Source organism: Candidatus Pantoea multigeneris (genome assembly GCF_011752615.1).
Classification (GTDB): Bacteria; Pseudomonadota; Gammaproteobacteria; order Enterobacterales; family Enterobacteriaceae; genus Pantoea; species Pantoea multigeneris.
Map to the genome: position 1 here is coordinate 160,190 of NZ_VWXF01000003.1, position 22,469 is coordinate 182,658.

General features: G+C 54.3%; 20 protein-coding genes. 8 read left to right on the forward strand and 12 right to left on the reverse strand.

The window, feature by feature from the left end; translation table 11 throughout:
* Positions 1–309: 309 nt before the first annotated feature.
* The 4 genes from F3J40_RS09605 to F3J40_RS09620 all read right to left on the reverse strand — a co-directional run bounded on the left by F3J40_RS09605 (position 310) and on the right by F3J40_RS09620 (position 5,957).
* Complete coding sequence (locus tag F3J40_RS09605; RefSeq protein WP_167014096.1) at positions 310–1,623, reverse strand: cytochrome c; 1,314 nt, start codon at positions 1,621–1,623, stop codon at positions 310–312.
* Positions 1,624–1,625: 2 nt separating this feature from the next.
* Positions 1,626–3,395 carry a GMC family oxidoreductase gene (locus F3J40_RS09610; protein WP_167014098.1) on the reverse strand — a complete coding sequence of 590 codons (1,770 nt, stop codon included), beginning with the start codon at positions 3,393–3,395 and terminating at the stop codon, positions 1,626–1,628.
* A 15-nt stretch (positions 3,396–3,410) separates the two neighbouring features.
* On the reverse strand, positions 3,411–4,139 hold the full coding sequence (locus F3J40_RS09615; protein WP_167014100.1) for a gluconate 2-dehydrogenase subunit 3 family protein: 729 nt from the start codon (positions 4,137–4,139) through the stop codon (positions 3,411–3,413).
* Between the two features lie 771 nt (positions 4,140–4,910).
* Positions 4,911–5,957, reverse strand: coding sequence for a LacI family DNA-binding transcriptional regulator (locus F3J40_RS09620; RefSeq protein ID WP_167014102.1), 1,047 nt, complete (start codon positions 5,955–5,957; stop codon positions 4,911–4,913).
* Between the two features lie 638 nt (positions 5,958–6,595).
* Here F3J40_RS09620 and F3J40_RS09625 point away from each other — a divergent pair.
* A complete protein-coding gene (locus F3J40_RS09625; RefSeq protein WP_167014104.1) occupies positions 6,596–7,183 on the forward strand; it encodes a TorD/DmsD family molecular chaperone in 588 nt (195 codons plus the stop codon).
* A gap of 3 nt (positions 7,184–7,186) precedes the next feature.
* On the opposite strand, the gene F3J40_RS09630 is transcribed toward F3J40_RS09625, so the two are convergent.
* Positions 7,187–8,545, reverse strand: coding sequence for a CoA transferase (locus tag F3J40_RS09630; protein WP_167014106.1), 1,359 nt, complete (start codon positions 8,543–8,545; stop codon positions 7,187–7,189).
* A gap of 41 nt (positions 8,546–8,586) precedes the next feature.
* Positions 8,587–9,471 (reverse strand): DMT family transporter, encoded by an 885-nt coding sequence (locus F3J40_RS09635; RefSeq protein WP_167014108.1) that lies wholly within the window; start codon positions 9,469–9,471, stop codon positions 8,587–8,589.
* Positions 9,472–9,650: 179 nt separating this feature from the next.
* Between F3J40_RS09635 and F3J40_RS09640 the strand changes: the two genes are divergently transcribed.
* On the forward strand, positions 9,651–10,370 hold the full coding sequence (locus tag F3J40_RS09640; RefSeq protein ID WP_167014110.1) for a glutamine amidotransferase: 720 nt from the start codon (positions 9,651–9,653) through the stop codon (positions 10,368–10,370).
* On the opposite strand, the gene F3J40_RS09645 is transcribed toward F3J40_RS09640, so the two are convergent.
* Positions 10,358–10,921, reverse strand: coding sequence for a class I SAM-dependent methyltransferase (locus F3J40_RS09645; RefSeq protein ID WP_167014470.1), 564 nt, complete (start codon positions 10,919–10,921; stop codon positions 10,358–10,360). The genes F3J40_RS09640 and F3J40_RS09645 overlap by 13 nt on opposite strands.
* A 228-nt stretch (positions 10,922–11,149) precedes the next feature.
* On the opposite strand from F3J40_RS09645, the gene exaC reads away from it, so the two are divergent.
* Positions 11,150–12,670 (forward strand): acetaldehyde dehydrogenase ExaC, encoded by a 1,521-nt coding sequence (exaC, locus tag F3J40_RS09650; protein ID WP_167014113.1) that lies wholly within the window; start codon positions 11,150–11,152, stop codon positions 12,668–12,670.
* A 3-nt stretch (positions 12,671–12,673) separates the two neighbouring features.
* On the opposite strand, the gene pdeD is transcribed toward exaC, so the two are convergent.
* The 4 genes from pdeD to pabB form a co-directional block, all read right to left on the reverse strand.
* Positions 12,674–14,278 carry a cyclic di-3',5'-guanosine monophosphate phosphodiesterase PdeD gene (pdeD, locus tag F3J40_RS09655; protein WP_167014115.1) on the reverse strand — a complete coding sequence of 535 codons (1,605 nt, stop codon included), beginning with the start codon at positions 14,276–14,278 and terminating at the stop codon, positions 12,674–12,676.
* 226 nt (positions 14,279–14,504) lie between these two features.
* Entirely contained in the window at positions 14,505–15,869 is a 1,365-nt protein-coding gene (locus F3J40_RS09660; RefSeq protein ID WP_167014117.1) for an L-serine ammonia-lyase, read from the reverse strand.
* A 190-nt stretch (positions 15,870–16,059) separates the two neighbouring features.
* Entirely contained in the window at positions 16,060–16,626 is a 567-nt protein-coding gene (locus F3J40_RS09665) for a CoA pyrophosphatase (protein ID WP_167014119.1), read from the reverse strand.
* Positions 16,623–17,984 carry an aminodeoxychorismate synthase component 1 gene (gene pabB, locus F3J40_RS09670; protein WP_167014121.1) on the reverse strand — a complete coding sequence of 454 codons (1,362 nt, stop codon included), beginning with the start codon at positions 17,982–17,984 and terminating at the stop codon, positions 16,623–16,625. The genes F3J40_RS09665 and pabB overlap by 4 nt, the downstream gene beginning before the upstream one ends.
* Positions 17,985–18,091: 107 nt before the next feature.
* Here pabB and F3J40_RS09675 point away from each other — a divergent pair, with 107 nt between their 5' ends.
* Positions 18,092–18,280 carry a YoaH family protein gene (locus tag F3J40_RS09675; protein WP_017346341.1) on the forward strand — a complete coding sequence of 63 codons (189 nt, stop codon included), beginning with the start codon at positions 18,092–18,094 and terminating at the stop codon, positions 18,278–18,280.
* A gap of 13 nt (positions 18,281–18,293) precedes the next feature.
* Here the strand turns inward: F3J40_RS09675 and F3J40_RS09680 are convergent, their stop codons facing one another.
* The gene (locus tag F3J40_RS09680) at positions 18,294–18,638 is read right to left on the reverse strand and encodes a RidA family protein (RefSeq protein ID WP_167014123.1); all 345 of its coding nucleotides are present in this window, start codon (positions 18,636–18,638) and stop codon (positions 18,294–18,296) included.
* Between the two features lie 161 nt (positions 18,639–18,799).
* Here F3J40_RS09680 and F3J40_RS09685 point away from each other — a divergent pair, with 161 nt between their 5' ends.
* From F3J40_RS09685 to F3J40_RS09700, 4 genes are all read left to right on the forward strand, one after another.
* The gene (locus tag F3J40_RS09685) at positions 18,800–19,027 is read left to right on the forward strand and encodes a DUF1272 domain-containing protein (RefSeq protein ID WP_017346338.1); all 228 of its coding nucleotides are present in this window, start codon (positions 18,800–18,802) and stop codon (positions 19,025–19,027) included.
* Between the two features lie 72 nt (positions 19,028–19,099).
* Positions 19,100–21,010, forward strand: a complete 1,911-nt coding sequence (gene yoaA / locus F3J40_RS09690; RefSeq protein ID WP_167014125.1) for a DNA repair helicase YoaA — start codon at positions 19,100–19,102, stop codon at positions 21,008–21,010.
* A gap of 54 nt (positions 21,011–21,064) precedes the next feature.
* Complete coding sequence (gene tsaB / locus F3J40_RS09695; protein WP_167014127.1) at positions 21,065–21,763, forward strand: tRNA (adenosine(37)-N6)-threonylcarbamoyltransferase complex dimerization subunit type 1 TsaB; 699 nt, start codon at positions 21,065–21,067, stop codon at positions 21,761–21,763.
* A 59-nt stretch (positions 21,764–21,822) separates the two neighbouring features.
* A complete protein-coding gene (locus F3J40_RS09700) occupies positions 21,823–22,413 on the forward strand; it encodes a Slp family lipoprotein (RefSeq protein ID WP_167014129.1) in 591 nt (196 codons plus the stop codon).
* Positions 22,414–22,469 lie beyond the last annotated feature (56 nt).

The window sequence follows — 22,469 nt, forward strand, 5'->3', positions numbered from 1 at the left end:
TGGATCGGTTAAATAATCCACTGCGTGGTGCAGTGATCTTTCGTACAAAATTCAAAGTAAGGCATTGATTTGTAGTGTTTATATTTTATTTGGCGATTGTCATCAGTCCTGCTTCTGGTCAGTCTGGTTCTTAAACTGTTTTTTCGGCATGAAAGGGTTTGTCTGGCGTACAGGATGTTTTTTGAGTCAGAAACTGAAACCAGAACAACAGGCGAATCCGTTATGGCTGATTAGCGAAAGCATCATGTGGGATGGCGGGTGAAAGCAGAAAACCATGGCCTGGCATTGTGCCAGACCATGGAGTGACAACTACTGCTGGGTAGGGGTTTTCAGCTTCTGTTTCGCATCAACGGCCTGGCGCATCTTCGCTACGTCTTCCGCCTTAACTTCAACAGCCTGGTTGTTCCAGCCATTTCGTACATAGTTGAGCACATCAGCAATCTGCTGATCGTTCATTTTCCATGCGAAAGAGGGCATGCCCGCTGCCGTTTGCCGTTCTTCCGTATGGGGGGCACGTGCGCCCATCAGCATGGCATGGATCATATTCGTCGGATCATTTTGCATCGCGCGGTTACCGGCGAAAGCGGGCACCATACCGGTGATCCCTTCACCCTGTAAGCCATGGCAAGCGGAACAGTTCACTTCATAGCTCAGCGCGGCGGCTTTCTCACGGGCGGCATCCATCTTAAACGCCGGTTGCGCTGGCGTCGTCGAAGGCGGCAATGAACGTAAGTAAGTCGCAATCGCTTGCAGGTCATCCTTGTTGAAGTACTGCGTTGAATGCTCAACGGCTTCCGCCATTGGGCCTGCTGCCACGCTGGTGCCGTTTGAACCGGTTTTCAGGTAGTCTTCAATCTCTCCGGCTTTCCAGTCACCAATACCCGCGTGTGGATTCGGGGTGATGTCAGGGGCATACCAGCTACCGAGATTCCCACCCTGCAGATAGGCACCGCTAATCTCTCCGCCCAGTGCGTTACGGGCGGTATGGCACACGCTACAGTGAGCGGGGCCATCCACAATGTACTTGCCGCGATTCCAGGCCTCGTCTTTGGTTGTTTCCACTTTATAGGCGGAACTGTCAAAGAACAGGACGTTCCAGCCCAACATGGCGAGGCGGATGTTATACGGGAAGTGCATGCCCGCATTTTCATCAACCGCATGGTTCACTGGCGCGATAGTGGAGAAATAGGCCCATAAGTCGTGCATGTCCTGGTCCGACATTTTCGCATAGGCGGTGTAAGGCATGGCGGGATAGAGGAAACCATGTTCACCACGGCCCTGACGCACCGCCGTAAAGAAGTCTCGCTCCGTCATGTTGCCAATGCCGGTGGCGCGATCGGGCGTAATGTTTGAGGTTTCTAGCGCACCAAATGGCGTATCGATTTTATAGCCGCCGTTGAAAGAGGCATTATGACAGGCCGCACAGTCTGCCAGACGCATGACATACTCACCGCGCTTGATAGCATCAACATCACTGCTCTTAAAATCAGCCAGTTTGACGTTGTTGTCCGCGACAGCAGATCGTGAGCTTTCTAATACTGTCCACAAGCGATAGCTGCCGCCTAATCCGGCCAATACCACCACGATGGCGGCGCCGTAAACCAGCTTTTTCTTCACTCCCATGATTATGCTCCTACCAGTGGTGATGGATTATTGATGTATTTCTGGTAGATAGCCTGTGCTGCACGAACCGCTAACGCGCCCACCGTGACCGTTGGGTTGTATCCGCCATTGTTAGGAAATGCCGAGGCACCCACCACAAACAGATTGTGGGCATCCCAGCTTTGCAGATAAGGGTTAAGTGCAGAGGTGGTCGGGTCTGCCCCCATAACCGCGCCGCCAATGGTGTGCGAGCTGTGCTGCATATAGGGGTTCCAGCTTTTCTCGGTCTGGTTATCCACCACCAGATGCTGACCACCCACTTCCTTCATGATATTGATGGCGCGGTCGGTGACGTAATTTGCCATCCGGATATCGTTTTTATTCCAGTCGAAGGTCATGCGGATCAGCGGTTGGCCGTGACGGTCTTTATAGACAGGATCGAGGTCAAGGAAGGCTTCACGCACCGGCATTGAGGTGCCCTGGCAGAAAATGGTGCCTGCCGTCTGGTAATCGCGGGCATAGCCTGCTTTCCATTCGCTACCCCAGCGTGGCGTGCCTGGGCGCAGTCCATTCATGTTTTGAATCGGACGGCCATTGGTGGAGAAGCCCATGATGCCGGCCCCGCCAATGAAGTCCAGCTGGCTATGGTCGAAGTTATCACCGTTAAAATCGTCGATCTGCACCGCCAGCGCGCCGCCGCCAATAAACGGATTCATATATTCGTTATCAAAGAAGCCAGTGACGCTGGAGCAGGTTTGATAGTTATAGTTGCGCCCGATGGTGCCACGCCCGGTGCGTGGATCGTATTGCTCGCCAACGCCGGAAAGCAACATCAGACGCACGTTATCCATTTGGTAGGCGGTGATGCAGACGATATCCGCAGGCTGGAAGCCCTCTTTACCATCTTCAGAGATAAACTTCACGCCGGTCACCGTTTTACCGTCTGCATGCTTAACCGCATGTAACACTTCGGTATTTGTCAGCAGCGTAAAGTTCTTACGGCGCATTAAAGCCGGAAGAATACAGGCCTGCGGCGAGGATTTAGAGAAGTTGCCGCAGCCGTGAAAATCGCAAAATCCGCAGTAAGTGCATGGACCCATGGTGACGCCTAACGGGTTCACATAGGCCTGAGAAATGTTACCTGCTGGCACGGTGAACGGGTGATATCCCATCTTTTCCGTGGTACTGCGGTACTTACTCATCCAGTGCGTGTCTTTGAGCGGCGGAGTAGGGTAGTCACGTTGACGTGCGCCTTCGAAAACATTGCCTCCCTGCTGGGGTTGCCCGTTTAAGTTCCCCGCTTTGCCAGACGTCCCGGCAATACGTTCAAAACGATCGTAAAACGGTTCCATTTCACTGTAGGTCACCCCCCAGTCTTGCAGCTGGAGTCCTTTCATTTTGTCTGCGCCGTAGCGTTCACGGGTTTGTGTGGCAACTTCAAAATCCCACGGCGTGAAACGCCAGGACATGCCCGCCCAGTGTGTTCCTGCACCACCGACGTTCCAGCCAAACTGGAATGCAGACCAGTTACGCACCGGCGCGGCGTCTTGATCGCTACGATTGCGGAACGTGGTGGTTTCTACACTCATCGGCTGCATGATTTTGCGCCGGGTATGCCAACGTAGTTCATCAGGGTCCACGGCAGGGGGGAAATCCGTTGAGGTGTCACGCCATGCACCTCGTTCAATCGCAACCACTTCAAGTCCTGCACGGGTGAGTTCTTCCGCCATAACGGAACCCGCCCAGCCTAGGCCGACGATGACAACATCCGCTTTTTTTCTTATTAACGACATTTTACAGCTCCGGAATTAATTATCAGGGATCAGGCTAACGGGGATTAATTGAAGATTTTCATTGCGACGGTCAATATAAGGACGGTAATCATAGCGTGCGCCAGGGAAACCAATCATTTTCCAGCCAGCCATATTTTTGTTGCCGCCATAGACAGGATCGGCGAGATAACCCTCGCGCGCATTTTGTAGCATTAACTCGAACAGTGCCTGGCTATTAATATCGCCCCCTAAGTCGATTTTCCCTTTTTCCATTTCTGTCAGGAAGGCATCGATCTGCGTGCTCTCCAGTTCAAAAAAAGGCTTATTAAGGTGCGCCTGTGACCAGCGATGTAAGGCCTTTAAACCGGTTAAGTAGCGTTCACGCGGGGTACTCAGGAATTGTGGGCTACCCATGATCGCGGCTTCATTTTGTGGGTTCATCGGACCCTCAAGATAGAGTGCAGCACCGCTGCCGTAGTCGCCTGCCAGCTGATTATCAACAAACTCGATACAGCCTGCTTCACTGGCGGAAGGGCCCAGTTTATCCGCTGGAATCAGGCGATCGAAGATGGCGGTAAGGGTTTTACGGTCGTTCTCATCGGTGAGGACCTGATAGCCTTTTTGCCATGCAGGTTGTGGCGTATGGTCGGCATTAAGCTGAGTGTCTAACGGCACATTGTGCAGCTCTTCGGCACGAAGTTTAGGTGCAACCGTGAGCGTCGCCACGATTGAACTCAAGGAAAAGAGCGCTTCTCTTCGGTTCATAAATAATACCTTCAACGAGCTGATAAAATACCAGCCGCACTGTCTCTATGCTTGTGACATAGTAAAAATGAGTATGTTTTCACATACTCGCCCTGTAAAAGAACACGACCTTGCATTTATTTAGACGCAGTATTGCCTGTGATAATAAAATCACATAAAAATAACCCGATGCGAAATAACGCCCATCCCTAAAACTGACGCATTGATCAGCTGATGAAATGGGCAGTCAGTACCCTATAAAATATTTATCTGTTTTTATCCCGTGTCTGGATGACATTACTCAACGAAAAAATTGCCTGAGGGTCAGGAGCCAACGATGCCGGTTTCATCGCCCTGCGTTTGTCATTAGCGCCATGGCAGCCTTTTCGCTGCCACCCACATTCGCCTGCTATTTTGCTGCGTCATTTTTTACTCAGGCACTCCCGCAGCCTCGTCAGTTCAGCTCACACATTTCCGCTTGCAGCCTTAAATGATGGAAAACTATCAAAATGAGGGTTAATGGCTATCCCCTACTAATGTTGCGATTATGTTTGATCTTTGCACCCGATTGCAAATTTTTTTGTGATCAATTCGACGATTTGCAACCGGGTGCTAATGGGTGATGTTTATGCACCTTGCCGTCTCAACAGTGAGATTTTTGCTGGGAAAGAGGGGCAATGAGTTGAGGGCGATGGGCGGTGAGGCAGGGGGGTATACGCTTTCAGTCTATGGCGTTGAGTGAACCCTGCGGCCGGTCGGCAGGGTCCAGGTGTATTACGCGATGGTGGCGAATTAAATATTTTCGCGCATTTTTATTTCAAAGTTCACCGGCATAAACAGAGGCGAAGTCGCCGTTTGAAATTCGGTATTGATGATTTCAATCATATTTTCTATCAGGCTGTGAATGTCATGATAAATAATGACATCGACGGCATCATTAATGAGCATGGCTTGCCAACCGGGGAACGGACCATGGCAGATCAAGAAGGTGTTATTCTTATTTTCTTTCAGCGCATCAATAATGCCTACGACGCCACCGCATGGGGCATAGACCAGATCCAGTTTGGCGTTTTTATTGACGAGGTCTAGCGTCTCTTTTCGTGCCAGATCAATCTTTTCATGCGTCAGAATCGGACCCAGAATATTGATATTGACATTCTTTTCACGGAAATAGGATCTGAAGCTAATTTCGCAAATCTCCTGACATAAAAACCTGTTATGGCCTTGAAATATAGCAACATTGTCACCTTCCTGGATCAGCTTGTAGGCTATCCACGCGGCACTTCTGCCTGCTTTTCTGTCATCAAGACCGAGGTGAGCAACCTGCCCGTAATCGGCGAGAGGAGAGAATAAGGTAAAGATTTTCACGCCAGAATCAGCGGCGGTTTTAATTGACAGGCCAATGATAGGATCATCCAGTGCGACTAATCCGATATAACCCACTTTATGACTCAACGTCTCAATTAATGACGCCACCGCAGCATGGTTTTGAATATCACATTCATAAACAATAATATCAGGTGGGTTTTTAAATTCCCGGGAGAGTTTTTCTTTTAGCCCATGAAGCAACGTATCGTACATGCTGTCGGAGACTGACGGGAATATAAAGCCAATTTTGGCGGGCAAAATGCGATCACAAGTTAATGCTTCCACCGAACTGTGGGTATTCACTGGGCGATAATCCAATTTAGCCATAGCACGGCTAATTTTCTCGGCGGTCGATGGCTTTACCGTGGTACGGCCGCTCAAAAAGCGATCCACCGTGGCTTGGCCAACACCGGCTTCTGCGGCAACGTCGGCGAGCGTCACTTTTTTCTTTTTGTTTTGAGGGTTTGTCATTGTAGGTTAGCCGTTTTTAACGCGTTGATAACGACTTATCTTATCACTTTCCAGCAGATTTACTGTCATTCATCGAAAGTGTTTCATTTATCATTATGATTTTAAACACTAAATTTTCTTGATTGAACTGAGGTGATAAATGATGGTTTTTATGGGTGCAGAAAAAACCCATCAAAGAGAGAGTAAAGAGGTGAGGCCGCCCTCAGGGATAGTCGCGAAACTTTGAGATCTGATGTCACGCAGAGAGTATTGCGCTGCCACCTGTCGGTGAGCTGAAGTGACGGCAGGTGTCTGCCGTCATCAAGGCTTCATCAGTTTAAACAGCAGATAACAGGCTACCGGCAACAAAATCAATGCCAGGTCGGGGTGAAAGCACAATCTCATAAATACCTCCAGGGGGCGGAATTGTAGCCCGGTGACTGAAAATAAAGATGGATAGATTGTGAGAATGCGTGGGTTAGATGTAAGCCGCTAGTCTGGATACGTTACGGAATTCGGTACAGTGTGAGCAGACGTTGCCACTTTACATACTCCGGTGTTCACCAGGCTGTGGCTTTTCCTGCCTGAGACGTGTCTAATGGCGGGCATAGCGTGTGTTTACCCCTCTTTTTGTCTGCTTTCTCAAGGAACATTGTTGCATGAATGAGTTTTCTATCCTGTGTCGCGTTATTGGTACTCTGTTTAACCGCCAACCTCAGGATCCATTGTTGGTGCCGTTGTTCACTGCCTTGAAAGAGGGCAAACTGCGGGCGCAGTGGCCACTGGAGCAGGATGAACTGCTGCAACGGCTGGAAAAAGATAGCGATCCCCAGGCGTTGGCGAGTGACTATAACGCGCTGTTTGTTGGCACCGAGTGCCGGGTTTCCCCTTATGCCTCACAGTGGCCACAGGGCAAGCCGGAAGCAGAAATTCGCGCTTTCTTGTCAACGCGCGGTATGCCATTAAGCGAAGCCCCGGCCGACCACTTTGGTGTTTTGCTGCTGGCAGCATCCTGGCTGGAAGATCATGCGGAAGCGGATGAATTCCAGGCCCTTAGCGAGCTGTTTGATGAGTACCTGATGCCATGGTGTGGCTCCTTCCTTGGCAAAGTAGAAGCACATGCAACTACGCCGTTCTACCGTACTCTGGCGGCGCTGAGCCGTGAGGCGATTCAGGCGATGCGCGAAGAGCTGGCAGAAATTGAAGCTGAACAGGGTGAAGATGACGCAGAGGGTGATGACGCCTGAGCGTCACCACTGTGCGTTGCTGCTACCTGGCAGTGAGCCTGGTCGGCTGAATATTTGCGCTGTACCGGGCAGGTGGGCGGCAGCATGCAGCCGCTCGCCGATGCCCCAAGGCGTCAGTTCCAGCGCGGTCAGTGCATCACCGGCTTTTGCCGTGATGCCACTGGCGGGCGTTACACTGGGGTGCTGAATCAGTAAATGTGCGGTGCGGGCCAGTGAAAGTTGTGCCCGGCTGCCATGTCCATGAATCTGCCGCTGACGCAGGCCTTGCAGCGCGGCTGCGGCCATCAGATAGCCCGTGGCGTGGTCCAGTGCCTGCACCGGTAATGGCGTTGGCCGCGGGTTACCGCTCCAGTGCATGCCTGCCTCGGCAATACCACAGCCCATTTGCACCAGGCTATCAAAGCCGCGTCGGTTGCGCCACGGGCCGTTCCAGCCCCAGGCATTTAACGAGATATCCACCAATCCCGGTGCAATTCGTTGTCTCTCTTCAGCATCAAGGCCCAACCTTTCCAGCGCATCGGCGCGGTAGCCGTGTACTACCACATCGGCCTGCGCGAGTAACTGGCGCAGATGCTGTAGTCCTTCGCTGCGTTTCAGATCTAACACCGCACGACGTTTGCCGCAGGTGATCTCTTCATCCAGCGTGGGTTCTTGCCAGCCAGGGGGATCAATGCGCAGCACTTCTGCTCCCAGCCCAGCGAGAAAACGCGTTGCCACCGGACCGGCGATGATACGGGTTAAATCCAGCACTTTGATGCCCAACAGCGGGCGGGCTGGAGGCAGTAGCCAGTGCGGTTTCTTCGCCGCTGGCGCAGGGTGCCACTGTATCAGGGCTTCCTGCTGCACTGCTTGCCCCTGCGGGTGCCGTTGCCACTCCTCAGCACTGCGCATCACTGCGGCACAGCCGCCAGCCTCAACAATGAGCTGCTCCAGTTCTTCCACGCGCCACTGGGCAACCCGTTCGGCCAGTTGCTCGCGATGGTCGCTTTTGCCCAATACCGCTTCCATCGCCGCACGATGGTGTGGCGCGTTGGTATGGAGGCGGATCCAGCCGTCAGCACCTGCGTAATCGCCCGCGAACGCATCCCACAGCTCGGCAGGGGGGCGATTCAGCGGCTTAAAACTACTGCTAAACCAGCGTGAAGCGAGACGCACATTCACACTCACCGCATGAGGTGATGCGATCAACTCCGCCACCGCCTGGGTGGCGAGGCCGATAGAGGTGGCTGCCAACTCGCTCACCGCAAAGGCGGAAGCGTACCCCTGCGGCTCCTGCCAGAGGGGAACGGCACGGGGCTGAGTGTCAGGATAGAGCGCTGTGTTCATCTCTTGCCACAGCGACTGTGCGAGTAAACGGTCCATTTTGGCTCCTTTGAGTCTGCCGCAGAGCAGAGCAGGGGATTTTAGCGGCGGCGCAGGCGGGGAAAACGCGCGTGCATCCGCAAATTACGCAAGTTGACGACCGCGATGGCGGTGCCGAGCACCACCAGTGCAGCGCCCAAAATCTTGAAGCTGTTCAGGCTATCACCGAGGAATAAAATCCCCATGATGACCGAAAGCACCGGCGTCAGCAGCGAATAGGGCATGATCAGATTGACGTTATATTTTTTCAACAGCCAGTACCACAGGGTATAAGCCACAATCGAAGAAGCAATGGCACTGTAGAAAATACCAAACCAGCCGTGCCATCCCGCATGACGCAGTGCGCCCAGTTGTTCACTCTCCAGCGTCAGTGAGGCCAAACCCACCACCGGCAAGGCGAAGAGCGCGATCCAGCCCGTCATGGTAAGCGGGGGAATCGGCGGTGATTTTTTCACGATCAGATTACTGATAGCCCAGCCTGTTGCGCTACAGATCAAGATCAGCAACACCCACCAGGCCGGGATCGTCGGGCTGCCTGCCAGGACCACAACCCCGCTAAGAGAAACCATAATGCCGAACAGCTGTATGGGACGGAGTTTCTCTTTCAACACCACCATGGCGAGCAACATGGCTATCGGGGTGCCCAGTTGCACCACTATTGCGCCGGTGCCCGCATCGGTGTAGCGCATGCCGACAAACAGCAGCGAGAAATGCAAAAAGCCAAAGGTAAAGCCGAGCAGCAGAAGCCAGGGAAGTTGCTGGCGGTTAATACGACAAAACGGCACCAGCAGCAGAGCAACAACGACAAAACGCATCCACGTGAGGAACAGCGGAGGCAGTTCATACAGGCCCCATTTCACCGCGATGTTGTTAAATGCCCACAGCGAGACCACCAGTAAAATCAGAAAAAAATGCCGGGTTGCCACAGCAGTTCCTTATTGTGCGAGTGACGACATGATAAGCCTATCTTGACATGAACCAGGGGGATTAGCTGTGCCCACAGTAAAAAAACTGTGCACCATTTTCAGGAAAAAGATAAGACAGGTTGTAGGTTTACTGGCAGACTGAGATTCGCATCGCACCTGAGACGAGGACACCTGCACGTATGACCGCTAGCACGGCTTTACCCCTGGCTTTAATTCAACTTGAAGTTCCTCCCGCACATGTCGCCGCCAAAATTGGCGAACAGTCGCAGTGGTTTATTGAGGCGTTAGCACTCCAGCCTGATGAGTATGTCATTGTGCGACCGGATCTCGGTGAATCGCTGCCGGAATTTGGTAGCGTCAGTGGCGCTATCCTGAGTGGTTCCTGGGCGATGGTGACGGATCATGCCGAATGGAGTGAGCGCACGGCGGCCTGGGTACGTGCGGCGGTGGATGCAAAATTGCCGCTGTTAGGCGTCTGTTATGGGCATCAGCTGATGGCCTATGCGCTAGGCGGAAAGGTGGATGATAATCCGCACGGCTGGGAGCGAGGTTTGTTACCGTTAGTCAGTGCCCCAGCCATTCAGCAAGATCCTCTGCTGGCGGCATTCCCCGCTCAGTTCAGTGCCTGGCTGTCTCACCGGCAGTCGGTGCTGGTGCCGCCGTCGAACGCGACGGTGTTGGCGGCATCCGCTAGCGATGGCTGCCAGATCCTGCGCTACAGCCCACAGGCGCTGTCAGTGCAGTTCCACCCAGAATTTGATCGTCGCATTATGATTGCCTGCACGCCGCCCGGTATTCTCGACGAAAGCCAGGACGTGCAGGGCAAAGACTGGGCACGTGCGTTGATTGAAGCCTTTTGGCAGCAAACGCGCCCAGTGAGCGCGGCTCAGGGCGCGTAGTGACGGGTGCAGCGATAAACCCACGCCGGCGGGACGTTTTTTAACACTCGCTGGCGTTGCCAGGTAAAGTAACGCGACAGATCCGGCTGCGTCAGGGATGTGTACTGGAACTGGACAAACACCCCATGGGCGCCCAGTACATCGTGTACCGCGGCCAGGATAGTGTTACGCAAAGCGGGCGCTAGCGAGAGCAGCGGCAAGCCGGAAAATACCACATCATACTCACCGCTCAGCAGCTCTGCCGAGCAAGCCCGCACGTGCAAGCGGGAATCGTTAATCTGATGCAGTTTCTCAACCAGCGTTGGGCTGATTTCAAACGCATCCAACTGACATTTTGACCCCATCCGCAGCAGGATTTGTCGGGTCAGTACGCCGTCTCCTGCTCCTAATTCTGCAATACGCAGCGGACGTTGCAGATTAACGGCATCTGTCATGGCTCGGCACAGTGCTTCAGAGGATGGTGTAATGCTGCCGATCGCGCGCGGGTTACGAATGAACTGCTGCACAAAATCAGCTTTGGCACGCATCATAGTGAAAGCGGAAGCTAACATGCCGGTCTCCTTGTTGATGATCTCTCCCATATTGACCACGATGCCGGGACAAGTTTCGTCTATTTGCGTCATGCGGCCTAAACTCAGAATTTTCCGGCCCGAAGCGATAACGTTTTTCCTCCATCCCGCTCACAGTTTCCGCAGAGGCGATCTGACAAGCTGGTATTTATCCACCATGTTAATTGCATGTTTTGTGGTTGTTAAATTCAAGCCTGAAGGAGAGACATCATGCGTTATGCTGCACCGGGAGAGCCGGGTTCCCTGATTACACTGCAAGCGCGCTATCACAACTTCATCAACGGCGAATTCGTTGCCCCCGTCAACGGGAATTATTTCGTCAACACCTCACCCATCAACAGTTCTACCATTGGTGAGTTTCCGCGATCCGATGGTGATGACGTAAACCTCGCGGTCAATGCGGCACAGGCTGCGGCAGACAGTTGGGGCAAAACATCACCACAGCAGCGCTCCCTGGTCCTGCTGAAAATTGCGGACCGGTTGGAGCAAAACCTCGAGTACATGGCCCTGAATGAAACCTGGGATAACGGCAAACCGGTGCGTGAGACGCTGGCGGCGGACTTGCCGCTGGCCGTGGATCATTTCCGCTATTTTGCCGGGTGTGTGCGTGCTCAGGAGGGCAGTGCTGCTGAAATCGATGAGTTCACGGCGGCATATCATTTTCATGAGCCACTGGGCGTGGTGGCGCAGATCATCCCGTGGAATTTCCCACTGCTGATGGCCGCGTGGAAGCTGGCTCCGGCGTTAGGGGCAGGTAACTGCGTGGTATTGAAACCCGCCGAGCAGACCCCGCTGTCGATTACGCTGTTTGTCGACCTGATTCAGGATTTGCTGCCCAAAGGGGTGGTAAATATCGTACATGGGTACGGCAAAGAGGCGGGTGAGGCGCTGGCTTCGCATCCAGGCATCGCAAAGGTAGCCTTTACTGGCTCAACCGCCACCGGCGGACATATTCTTGAGCTGGCCGCCAAAAGTTTGATCCCCTCTACCGTGGAGTTGGGTGGTAAATCTCCGAATATCTTCTTTGAAGATATTATGCAGGCGGAAGAGAGTTTTATTGAGAAAGCGGCAGAAGGCGTGGTGTTAGGTTTCCTGAACCAGGGTGAGGTATGTACTTGCCCATCACGCGCACTGGTACAAGAGTCCATTTATGAGCCATTTATGGCGGCAGTATTGAAACGGGTGAAAACCATTAAGCGGGGTGACCCGTTAGATACTGAAACGATGATTGGTGCTCAGGCTTCACAGCAGCAATTCGACAAAATTCTCTCCTATCTGGAGATTGCGCAGCAGGAAGGGGCAGAAGTGCTGCACGGGGGAGCAGTAGAAACCCTGGAAGGCTCGCTCGCCAGCGGTTACTACATTCAGCCGACGCTACTGAAAGGGACTAACAGTATGCGGGTGTTCCAGGAGGAGATCTTTGGGCCCGTTGTGGGTATCACCACCTTTAAGGATGAAGCTGAAGCGATCGCGATTGCCAATGATTCTATCTATGGTCTTGGCGCTGGGGTGTGGACGCGGGATATTAACCGTGCATATCGGGTAGGCAGGGCGATTAAAGCCGGACGGGTCTGGACCAACTGCTATCACCTCTATCCGGCCCATGCGGCTTTCGGCGGGTATAAGAAATCGGGCATCGGGCGTGAAACCCACAAAATGATGCTCGACCATTACCAGCAAACCAAAAATCTGCTGGTGAGCTATAGCGTCCAGCCGCTTGGGTTCTTCTGAGTGTTAAGCCAGCGTGCCCTGTGTGGCGCTGGCACTGTTCATGTTCACCTGGCTGCGCTGCATCTCGAACTGCCGCAGCCAGAACGAAAAATCTTCTATTGGCATTGGCCGGGCAAAAAAGTAGCCCTGTAGAACATCTACAGCGCGCAGGCGGAGATACTCTGCCTGCTCTGCGGTTTCTACCCCCTCCGCCACCAGGCTGATATTGAGCCGCTGGGCCAGCGAAATCACCATATCCGTGACGGTAGCGTTAATCGCATCAGTGCCGATCGCTGCGGTAAAAATTTTATCGATTTTCAGGATATCGGGCTGTAAATCTTTCAGGTAGGACAGCGAACTGTGCCCGGTGCCAAAGTCGTCAATTGCCAGTTGCACGCCCACTTTATGCAGCATCGCTACAACCTGCTGATCCACCACCGGCAGCGCATCACGCTCGGTTAACTCCAGCACCAGTCTGGGGACTGGCTCGGCTGGCCACCACAATGTTTCCAGGTCATGCACAATTTCGCAGTCGCGAAAATGGCTGGCGGCAACGTTAAGCGCGATATGGAAATCGCTACGTTGTGGCAGCTGCGGCAGCTGTTCCACCACCTTGCTAATCACAAAACGGGTTAAAGGGGCAATCAGGTTGTGGCGCTCTGCCAGCGGGATAAACACATCCGGGGCGACCCAGCCGTGACGAGGGTTATGCCAGCGCAGGAGTAATTCAATCCCGGCGCACTCACCGTTGCCGCCATCAATTAACGGTTGGCAATACACCCTGAATTCATCGGCACCGATGCCATAATTGATCTGCCAGCTCAGGCTCATACGGTTGGCGGTTGCCATCCAGACGATGTAACCAAACAGTAGGCTCAGCAGCAGTGCGAGCGGCAGTTGCTCGGGGAGCGTTGCCAGTGCTAATCGCCAGGGTGCGGGGCCATACAGCGTAATGGTGTAGGGATAACGCAGTGAGGCTTGCTCAAATTTCACTTCATCTTCTGCGGGCACCGTGCCTTCAATCAGCGGATTACCGTATTCCAGGCTCTCATTGCCCACATTGAGAATAGCGCGCTCGACCCAGGGCAGCTCTGGCACCAGCAGGTAATTGCTGATGAGCTCAATATTAACGATCTGCACGATACCGGAGCGATTATCCAGCGACTTGGGATTCCAGAGCAGTAAAACCGGCGATCCTTTCAGCAGCCAGGCGTCGGTGGTCAACAGCATGCGTTGACCGTTCAGCGCCAGTTCAGGAAAGGCCAGGCTGAAGGAAAGATTACGTTCACCGTAAATGCTGGAGCAGTAGATGGTGTCCTGATCCACTAATAGCACGGCGCGTACCGTTTGCAGCGCCGCAATTTTTTCAATCAGGGGAAAACGGACGTTCTGGCAGGGCACGCCGACCAGACCCAGAGTATTGCTGGCGGAAACGTCGAGTGGCGACAGCATGCGGTCAAAGCGATCGATAGCGCTGTTGGCAAAGTCCTGTGAGCGCTGTTCGATATTTGAACGCGCCTGAACAAAGCGGAAGGTCAGCGTCAGCAGCAGCACCATAGCGGCAACGACCAGCGCGATCAGCAAACGCTGACGGCGAAATTTGCCAACAGATTGCTGGGCCATGTGCATCAGTAACCACCTTCCAAAGACAATAAAAAAAAACCAACCTGACGGAAAAGTTATCGGCATGGCACGTCGCAAATTTAGCCATGCTGCGAAATAAAGTGGTTTCGATGACCACGTGACCTGAAAAGATCACGTGGAACAACAATCTACAGCGTTTGCGGGCAATGTGACAGCGCTGGCTGTTTGAATATTGCCTCAGGTAAGTGAATTACTTTTCGTGACACTGTCACTAGTCGCACTGGACCTTAATCGCCAGGCCACCGCGTGAAGTCTCGCGGTATTTGGCATTCATGTCCTTACCGGTCTCATACATGGTCTCGATCACCTTATCCAGTGAAACGCGAGGTTCACTGGTCCGGCGCAGTGCCATACGTGCCGCATTGATCGCTTTTACAGCAGCGATAGCATTGCGTTCAATGCAGGGAACCTGCACCTGGCCTGCGACGGGATCACAGGTAAGGCCAAGGTTATGCTCCATGCCGATCTCGGCGGCGACACACACTTGTTCCGGGCTGGCACCGAGTAACTCCGCCAGACCAGCGGCAGCCATTGAACAGGCCACGCCCACTTCACCCTGGCAACCCACCTCTGCGCCGGAGATGGACGCATTCATTTTATACAGCACGCCGATGGCCCCTGAAGCGAGGAAGTAGCGGATAAAGATTTCCGGCGTCACTTTTTCAATAAAGTGGTCGTAATAGGCCAATACCGCCGGAACGATGCCACAAGCGCCGTTGGTGGGGGCAGTGACTACACGTCCGCCCGCGGCATTTTCTTCGTTCACGGCCAGGGCAAACATATTGATCCAGTCGATGACGTTCATCGGGTCACTGGAGTGTTTGGTGGAGGAGACCAACAGGCGGCGCAATGAGGCGGCACGACGCGGCACGCGTAATGGGCCAGGCAGTACGCCCTCGGTGTTAAGACCGCGATCGATGCAGGCTTGCATGGTCTGCCAGATTTGCGTGAAGTAGGATTCAATTTCTGCTTTGCTGTGGAGCGCCAGTTCGTTTTTCATCACTACCCCAGACAGAGAAAGCCCGGTCTCCTGGCAGTGGCTGAGCAGCATTTTCGCCGAATTGAACGGCCACGGCACGTTGACTTCATCCAGTACGGATTTGCCAAAATGCTCTTCATCGACGATAAATCCACCGCCGATGGAGTAGTAAGTTTTGCTCAGGATCAGATGCTCACCGGAAAATGCCAGCACGCGCATCCCGTTTTCATGCAGCGGCAGGTTGTCACTGCGGAACACCATGCCACCTTCACGCGGGAAATCCACCTCGTGCTGGCCATTTGCAATGAGCAGACGCTGGCGCTGCTCAACGTCCTGAATAAATGCCGGAATAGCGTCAATGTCTACCGTATCGGGCGCGGCACCTGAAAGCCCCATGATAATGGCGATATCCGTGTGGTGGCCTTTACCGGTCAAAGAGAGGGAGCCATACACATCTACGGCAATCCGCGTCACGTCGAGTAATTTTCCCTGCTCAACCAGCAACTCTACGAACTGTTTGCCCGCTTTCATCGGGCCTACGGTGTGGGAACTGGATGGGCCGATACCCACTTTGAACATGTCGAATACGCTAATCACGGGAGACACCTCTCACAAATAATAATTATTTCTGCCACAGCAGTTTATGGGGCTAATAGTAACGATCCGTGCAGAAAAAGATGTGGCTTTTCGCATGAAATTAACTTATGCAGTGCTGAGAAAAAACTTATTTAAGCTTTAGTCGTGGGGGAAGGCGTGAAAAGGCAGAATATTGTGCTGAATCGCCTGGTTACCAGGCGATCTGTTGTCCCAAAGCGCGAATGATGCCGGCGGTCATGCCCCAGACAAAGTAATCCTGATACCACGAAAGCCACACTGAGTGGCGTTTTCCGGCACGCTCAATATCCAGTGCGCTGTAACGGCTGATACGCAATGCCTCAGCCAGGGGCATTTCGAAGGCGCTTTCCACCTCGGTGGGATTGAGGGTGAGGGTAAAATCGGGGGCAATCACTCCCACCACCGGCGTCACCTGAAAACCGGTGCTGCTGATCACCGGCGGGAGTTGTCCAATGACCCGCACGCGATCTGGTGTGATGCCGACCTCTTCCCAGGTCTCGCGCAGCGCAGTTGCATTAGCATCACGATCTTCCGCGTCCTGCATCCCGCCGGGAAATGCCACCTGTCCGGCATGTTTCCGCAGCGCCAGTGAGCGGCGAGTCAGTAGCAGGCCAGGCTGTGGACGCGCAATAACCGGTACCAGCACGGCGGCATGGCGCTGTGCGGGGGCCTGATGTCCGGCAACCGGCTGGTGGAGCTGGAAGCGGGTAATAAACTGATCCAGCGTGAGTTGACTCATTTCCCGGTTTCCTCGAGCGCGGGCAGAATACGGCTCAGTTTGTGGAACGTTTCTTCGTATTCGGCATCCACCTCGCTGTCTGCCACCAGGCCACCGCCTGCTGCACAGTACAGTTGCTGGCCTTCAGCAATCATCGTACGGATGGTAATGCTGGTATCCATCGTGCCACAGCCGCTGATGTAGCCAATGCTGCCGCACCAGGCGTTGCGTCGATGAGGTTCCAACTCATCGATGATTTCCATGGCCCGGATTTTCGGCGCACCGGTGATTGAGCCACCGGGGAAGCAGGCGCGCAGCAGATCGCTGGCCTGTAAGTTGGGGGGTAAACGTGCGCGAATGGTGCTCACCAGATGGTGTACCGCCGGGAAGGGCTCCACCACAAACAGATCCGGCACCGTTACGCTACCCGGCTGGGCAACCCGGCCAATATCATTGCGCAGCAGGTCGACAATCATTAAGTTCTCGGCGCGATCTTTCTCCGCCGTTGCCAGCGCTAAAGCCTGTTCACGGTCGGCAGCGTCATCAGGCATACGCGGGCGCGTGCCCTTGATTGGTCGCGTTTCAATTTCACCTTCCCGCAGCCAGAGAAAACGTTCCGGCGAGAAACTCAAAATGGTGCTGGTGGGCAGGCGTAAAAAAGCACTGAAAGGTGCACGATTGGCCTGATTCAACTGGCAAAACGCCTGCCACTCATCACCTTCGTAGCTCGCCTGGAAGCGCTGGGCAAGGTTGATCTGGTAGCAGTCTCCGGCGCGGATGTAATCCTGCACGGCCTGGAAGCGTTCGCCATACTCTGCCCGCGTCATATTGGATTGCCAGCCTGAAGTCAGGCGGAAAGGGACGTTTGTGGCGCATTGCTGCTGCTGGAGCCACGCCAGTCGTGCCGCAGGATCGCGCTGGCACACCAGCGTCAGGCGTTGTTGCTGATGATCGGCTATCAGCGCCCAGTCGTAGATCCCGACGGCCATATCTGGCGTATTAAGGTCGTGACGAGCCTGCTGTGGCAGGCTTTCAAAGCGGCGGCCCAGGTCATAGCCAAACAGCCCTAAAGCGCCGCCGAGAAACGGCAGGTCGGGCTGTTCAGGTTGCTTCGGGCAGTGCTGTTCCAGCATCTCCTGCAACAGTTGCAGCGGGTCGGCAGTGTGCTCTTCGCACCCGGTTGTCTGTTCAATTCGGGTCACTGACCCCTGGGTGATTAAGGTCGCCAGCGGGGCCGCCGTCATGATATCAAAGCGGCTGTCGCGGTGTACGGCATGCGCCGAGCTGAGGAGCATCGCCCACGGCTGTGCAGCCACAGGCGCGAACCAATCGGATAACGCCTGTGGCGTATACTCTAAAGATAACGTTTTAGCAGTCATGAGTTTTTTTGTCTTACAGCGAGGCGCTTAGCCTGACATAAATTTTCCCGGCTGGCACCAGATTGTTACCCGTGAAATAATACCCGGCTGAAAATCAGGAGAGCACTATGTTTACAGGTTTACCGGCACTGTCCCATGAGCAGCAACAGCAGGCAGTGGAACGTATCCATCAGTTAATGTCTGAAGGGATGTCCAGCGGTCAGGCCATCGCCCTGGTGGCGCAGGAGATCCGCGAAACGTATCAGGGCGAGGCGATTGCGATGCGCTTCGAAGATGAAGAACACGACGAAGACTAACGACTGACCGCGTTTAAAGTGCCGCAATCACTTTAATTTCTACTTTGAACTGTGGGTCCATTAAACCGGCTTGTACCGTGCAACGCACGGGCGCATTGTCCGGCGAGACCCACGCATCCCAGGCACGGTTCATCGCGTCAAAATCGGCTTTTTCCGTCAGGAAAATGGTGGCATCGAGAATTTTGCTCTTATCACTGCCTACACGCGCCAGAATACGATCAATCACCGCCAGTGCGTCTGCGGTTTGCGCTTCTGCATCGCCCGTCAGGTCTTCGGGTACGCTGGTGTAGTAAACGGTGTCATTGTGGATCACCGCTTCGCTCATGCGTGGAGCCACATCAATACGTGTAATCGTCATTTTTAAAATCCTTAAACGCGTTGCCCGACCGTGGGCATTCATCAGGCGGTTATTCTGTCATAGCTGGCGGCGGCAAAAAAGCGGCCTGCGGAAATCAGCAAATCCTGTGCAGCACGGCGGGGGAGTGGCATTATCAGGCCTTCGCTTATAAGGAGATAACCATGCTGGAACTGCGCCCTAACTGCGAGTGCTGTGATATCGATCTGCCACCGCACTCCATTGATGCCCGAATTTGCTCATTTGAATGCACTTTCTGTGTCACCTGCGCCGAAAATAAACTTGATGGTAAGTGCCCAAACTGTGGCGGTGAACTGCTGCGCCGTCCTATTCGACCGGCGAAAAAGCTGAAGAAATTCCCGGCATCCCGCAAGCGTGTCCTGGCGGGTTAAGGTGCCGACGTCATGCAACATGCAGCAATTTGCGTATAATAGGCCTGTTTTTTCTGCGGGCTGAGAGGGTGTGTGGCAGACGATTTTTCTAGCGATGGCGTGTTAGCGCAGGCCATTACCGGTTTTAAGCCGCGTGAAGCGCAGCGTGAAATGGCAACGGCAGTGGCGCAAGCAGTACAAACGGGCGGGGAACTGGTGGTGGAAGCCGGGACCGGAACCGGTAAAACCTATGCCTATCTTGCGCCAGCCCTGCGCGCAGGCAAAAAAGTGATCATCTCTACCGGGTCAAAAGCCTTGCAGGATCAGCTGTACGGGCGTGATTTACCCACCATTGGCAAAGCGCTGAAATTCGCGGGTAAAACGGCGTTACTGAAGGGGCGATCCAACTACCTTTGTCTCGAACGGATGGAACAGCAAAGCATGAGCGGTGGGGAGCTGCGCGATCAGGCGCTGAGCGACTTAATGACGCTGCGGAGCTGGTCCAGTGTGACGGTAGATGGTGATGTCAGCAGTTGCAGCGGCGTCGCGGAAGACAGCCCGCTGTGGCCGCTGGTGACCAGCACCAATGACAACTGCCTTGGCAGTGACTGCCCGCGCTACAAAGAGTGCTTCGTGGTGAAGGCGCGTAAAAAGGCGATGGATGCGGATGTGGTGGTGGTTAACCATCATCTGTTTCTGGCGGATTTAGTGGTGAAAGAGAGTGGCTTCGGGGAGTTAATACCCGATGCCGAAGTAATGATCTTCGATGAAGCCCATCAAATTCCGGATATCGCCAGCCAGTATTTTGGTCAGCAACTGGCCAGCCGCCAACTGCTCGACCTCGCGAAAGACATCACTATCGCCTACCGTACGGAACTGCGAGATACGCAGCAGCTGCAAAAAGTGGCTGACCGTCTCAGCCAGTGTACGCAAGATTTTCGGCTGACGCTGGGCGATCCCGGCTATCGCGGCAATTTGCGCGATCTGCTGAGCGATCAGCAAATTATGCGCATGCTGACGCTGCTGGATGACGCGCTGGAGCTTTGCTACGACGTCATTAAGCTTTCGCTTGGGCGATCCGCGCTGCTGGATGCCGCCTATGAGCGTGCCGCACAGTATCGTACGCGGCTCAAGCGGCTGCGCAATATTGATGAACCCGGTTTCAGCTACTGGTACGAATGCAGTTCGCGCCATTTTGTTCTCGCACTGACGCCGCTGTCTGTCGCTGAACGTTTCCGTGAGGTGATGGATAACCGTAAAGCGGCCTGGGTCTTCACCTCCGCGACGCTGGCGGTGGATGATCAGATGGGGCACTTTGCCGATCGCCTCGGCGTATCCAACGCCAAAACCCTGATTCTCGACAGCCCGTTTGATTACGCCCATCAAGCCTTGTTGTGCGTCCCGCGTAATCTGCCCGAACCCAATCAGCGTGGGGGTGCCCGTCAGTTGGCGACGATGATGAAACCGCTGATCGACGCGAACAAAGGGCGCTGTTTCTTTCTCTGTACCTCGCATCTGATGATGCGTGAACTGGCCGCAGAATTTCGTGCCTCAATGACGTTGCCGGTCCTGGTGCAGGGTGAAACCAGTAAAGGGCAACTGCTGAAGCAGTTCCTGGATGCCGGTAATGCCCTGTTGGTGGCGACCAGCAGCTTCTGGGAAGGGGTGGATGTGCGGGGAGATGCGCTGTCGTTGGTGATTATCGATAAGCTGCCGTTTACCTCCCCGGAAGATCCCTTACTCAAGGCGCGCATGGAAGATTGCCGCTTGCGCGGGGGCGATCCTTTCAAAGAGGTTCAACTGCCTGATGCGGTGATCACGCTGAAACAGGGCGTGGGGCGACTGATTCGTGATGTTGATGACCGGGGCGTGCTGGTTATCTGCGATCAACGTTTGGTTTCACGGCCCTATGGCGCACTGTTCCTGAACAGTTTGCCGCCAACGCCACGCACGCGCAGTATCGACCGGGCCATTGCGTTCGTTCGCCAGCAACCCAGCCAGTAATTTTCCCCGGCGTGTGTTAAGATGCGCGCCGTTTTTGAATCATCTGAGGATGTTATGTCTGCCCGAATTTTAGCCCTCGACACCGCAACGGAAGCCTGCTCCTGTGCCGTGCTCAATCATGAGCAACAGGATGCGCGCTTTGAGATTGCGCCGCGCGATCACACTCAACGTATTCTGCCACTGGTGCAGGAGCTGCTGACCGCCCAGGCATTGAAATTACAAGAGATTGATCTGTTAGCCTTTGGTCGTGGGCCGGGCAGTTTTACCGGCGTGCGTATCGGGATTGGTATCGCCCAGGGCCTGGCGTTGGGCGCGAATCTGCCGATGGCGGGTATCTCAACGCTGATGACGCTGGCTGAAGGTGCATGGCGCACCTCTGGTGCCTGTCGGGTATTAACCGCGATCGATGCACGAATGGGTGAAGTGTACTGGGCAGAATACCAGCGCGATGCCGATGGCGTCTGGCACGGTGAAACCACAGAAAGCGTGCTTTCACCGGCGGCGGCCCTGGCGCGGATGCAGGCGCTAGAGGGTGAGTGGGCAACGGCGGGAACCGGCTGGCAAGCCTGGCCTGAGTTGCAACAGAACCATAGCCTGACCCTGAGCGACAGTGGCGTCACACTGCCTGCCGCGGAAGATATGCTGCCGCTGGCCCTTCAGGCCTGGCAGGCGGGTAAAACCGTGGCGGTAGAGGCGGCTGAACCGGTGTATTTGCGTAATGAAGTGGCGTGGAAAAAACTGCCAGGACGCTAACAGAGACGCAACTTATTCTCATTTAGCAAGTCTAAGCAGAAAAGACCAGGAGGTACGCTATGCCTATCAATCGTAAAGGAATCTCCGGCGTTCTGTTGAGCTGTGCCCTGCTATTAAGTGGCTGTGCCAGCGTGCCGGATAGCATTAAAGGATCGTCAGCATTACCACAGCAAGATATTACTCGCGTGCTCAATGCGCCTAAGCTGTATGTGGGCCAGGAAGCACGCTTCGGCGGTAAAGTGGTGCAGGTGACCAATCGCAATGGCGTCACGCGGTTGGAAATTGCTACCCAGCCGCTGGATGATGGCGCGCGACCGATTCTGGGTAGCGCATCAAAAGGACGAATCTATGCCGATGTACACAGCTTCGTCGATCCTGTTGATGTGGCTAATCAGTACGTCACCGTGCTGGGTACTATTCGAGGTACGGAAAAAGGGGTAGTCGGTCAGGCAAGCTACGACTTTGTGGTGGTCGATGTGCGTGGTTATCAACGTTGGCGTATGCAGCGTCAGGTCGTTTCTTCTGCTGCGCCCATGGATAACTGGGTTTGGTATGGCCCAACCCGTCATCGTGGCGGCTACTGGGGACCCCCGCCGTTCTGGGCTTTCCCACCGGCACCGGCTCAGGTTGATACCATCCTGACAGAGTAATCCTGACAGCTGTTTTGACTTATTTTTCAGCCCGGTCGCGACACACCCGACCGGGC

Coding starts and splice junctions, on each gene's coding strand:
- F3J40_RS09625 (WP_167014104.1), top strand. CDS start 6,596: ATGAATGAGTTTTCTATCCTGTGTCGCGTTATTGGTACTCTGTTTAAC.
- F3J40_RS09620 (WP_167014102.1), bottom strand. CDS start 5,957: ATGACAAACCCTCAAAACAAAAAGAAAAAAGTGACGCTCGCCGACGTT.
- pdeD (WP_167014115.1), bottom strand. CDS start 14,278: ATGCACATGGCCCAGCAATCTGTTGGCAAATTTCGCCGTCAGCGTTTG.
- F3J40_RS09615 (WP_167014100.1), bottom strand. CDS start 4,139: ATGAACCGAAGAGAAGCGCTCTTTTCCTTGAGTTCAATCGTGGCGACG.
- exaC (WP_167014113.1), top strand. CDS start 11,150: ATGCGTTATGCTGCACCGGGAGAGCCGGGTTCCCTGATTACACTGCAA.
- F3J40_RS09675 (WP_017346341.1), top strand. CDS start 18,092: ATGTTTACAGGTTTACCGGCACTGTCCCATGAGCAGCAACAGCAGGCA.
- F3J40_RS09685 (WP_017346338.1), top strand. CDS start 18,800: ATGCTGGAACTGCGCCCTAACTGCGAGTGCTGTGATATCGATCTGCCA.
- F3J40_RS09645 (WP_167014470.1), bottom strand. CDS start 10,921: ATGTTAGCTTCCGCTTTCACTATGATGCGTGCCAAAGCTGATTTTGTG.
- F3J40_RS09665 (WP_167014119.1), bottom strand. CDS start 16,626: ATGAGTCAACTCACGCTGGATCAGTTTATTACCCGCTTCCAGCTCCAC.
- F3J40_RS09630 (WP_167014106.1), bottom strand. CDS start 8,545: ATGGACCGTTTACTCGCACAGTCGCTGTGGCAAGAGATGAACACAGCG.
- F3J40_RS09640 (WP_167014110.1), top strand. CDS start 9,651: ATGACCGCTAGCACGGCTTTACCCCTGGCTTTAATTCAACTTGAAGTT.
- F3J40_RS09680 (WP_167014123.1), bottom strand. CDS start 18,638: ATGACGATTACACGTATTGATGTGGCTCCACGCATGAGCGAAGCGGTG.
- pabB (WP_167014121.1), bottom strand. CDS start 17,984: ATGACTGCTAAAACGTTATCTTTAGAGTATACGCCACAGGCGTTATCC.
- F3J40_RS09610 (WP_167014098.1), bottom strand. CDS start 3,395: ATGTCGTTAATAAGAAAAAAAGCGGATGTTGTCATCGTCGGCCTAGGC.
- tsaB (WP_167014127.1), top strand. CDS start 21,065: ATGTCTGCCCGAATTTTAGCCCTCGACACCGCAACGGAAGCCTGCTCC.
- F3J40_RS09605 (WP_167014096.1), bottom strand. CDS start 1,623: ATGGGAGTGAAGAAAAAGCTGGTTTACGGCGCCGCCATCGTGGTGGTA.
- F3J40_RS09700 (WP_167014129.1), top strand. CDS start 21,823: ATGCCTATCAATCGTAAAGGAATCTCCGGCGTTCTGTTGAGCTGTGCC.